Here is a 1,198-nt window from a genome sequence, read left to right on the forward strand (position 1 = left end):
AGGTGGGTGAAGCCATGGCCATGGTCAAAGCGCTTAACCGGATCACGCTATTAGGAATGCCGAACAGTATTCGCATCACGTAACAATCGACCCGTATGGGGCGCAGTCGTTACAAGTTCTGATTTATTCAACAAAGCCGGTCACCGCCACCAGAGAATGAAAATTCCGCAGAAAAATCATCAATATCTATGTTCATTATTCCTCCCTATTAGCATCATCTTTTTGAGATCCATTTTCTTCGTTAGCATCCATGTCTTTTAAGGCGACCAAATAAGCCTGTGCCTTCTCTGTCAAACTTATGTCGCTGCATTTTTCGGTGACAATATCAAAACACTTACCAGCCTGAACCGAGCGACAAAGCATCAGGTTGCACTGCCCAGCGTAGAGCATAGGACGATAGTCATTTTCTGACAGCGAATATGATAATGCATAAAAATCAATGGCTTTCGAATAGTTCTTTTTGAGTTGATAAACCGCAGCCAACCCCATTGCATATTCTGGGTTATAAAAATCGTAGATGCATAAAAAGCGAAAAAGGGATTCAGCGTCATCTAACTTTCCCATATGGTAAAAGTCATAAGCAAGCTTATAAACATCACTCATTGTTTCATTAGATACGCCATGAACATCTTTTAACGTTGCACCATTATAAATGGCATCCATGAGTTGCTCTGAATAATCTTTGAGCAAGGTTTCCTCAATCTCATCACGCAATTCATTTTTAGCATCCATTACCTTTTTAAAGCTCATTTTGGACCTTCCATATTATTTATAAAATGGAAAAATGTTAATACAACGACAATTCACCGAGAATGCAGATAGTAATGAATACAAGTACTATCATACTGTTCCCTAATGAAGCACGGGTACAAAAAAAACGTACTATTGTTTCTTATCACATAATTCCACTCCAGAATCTTCCAATGGCGATTCTTGAGAAAACTTACCATCAAACTCATCATTATCATTATTCCCATCAAATGCATCCAATTCTTCAAGCTCAACACGGCGCAGCCATATCAATATATCCATAACAGCCATAATTGTATCGTCGTTTAGGCTTTGTTGAATAAATAGATATTATGCTGCGTAGCCATAAAGGCTGCGGATTCCCTTGATGTAAAATCAGTATGTTAAATCCAGAGCGTGGTGATGCATCCCGGAGCGATCAGCATTTTAATCCAAAACAGGCGTGTCA

Annotated in this window: 2 protein-coding genes and 1 pseudogene; 1 reads left to right on the forward strand and 2 read right to left on the reverse strand. The window is 39.2% G+C overall.

Annotated features, from left to right (window positions below):
* Positions 1 to 83 (forward strand): annotated as a pseudogene (locus QZ506_RS11575) (lipoprotein); the annotation flags it as partial.
* Positions 84 to 195: 112 nt separating this feature from the next.
* Here the strand turns inward: QZ506_RS11575 and sicA are convergent.
* Positions 196 to 732: a type III secretion system translocator chaperone SicA gene (sicA, locus tag QZ506_RS11580; RefSeq protein ID WP_291971216.1), complete on the reverse strand. Its 537-nt coding sequence runs from the start codon at positions 730 to 732 to the stop codon at positions 196 to 198.
* 150 nt (positions 733 to 882) lie between these two features.
* Complete coding sequence (locus QZ506_RS11585) at positions 883 to 1,041, reverse strand: hypothetical protein (protein ID WP_291971214.1); 159 nt, start codon at positions 1,039 to 1,041, stop codon at positions 883 to 885.
* Between the last annotated feature and the right edge of the window lie 157 nt (positions 1,042 to 1,198).

Source organism: Candidatus Symbiopectobacterium sp. (assembly GCF_020054415.1).
Classification (GTDB): domain Bacteria; phylum Pseudomonadota; class Gammaproteobacteria; order Enterobacterales; family Enterobacteriaceae; genus Symbiopectobacterium.

What these genes read in the sequence shown, in the direction of transcription:
- sicA (WP_291971216.1), bottom strand. Translation starts at nt 732, where the DNA reads ATGGATGCTAAAAATGAATTGCGTGATGAGATTGAGGAAACCTTGCTC.
- QZ506_RS11585 (WP_291971214.1), bottom strand. Translation starts at nt 1,041, where the DNA reads ATGGCTGTTATGGATATATTGATATGGCTGCGCCGTGTTGAGCTTGAA.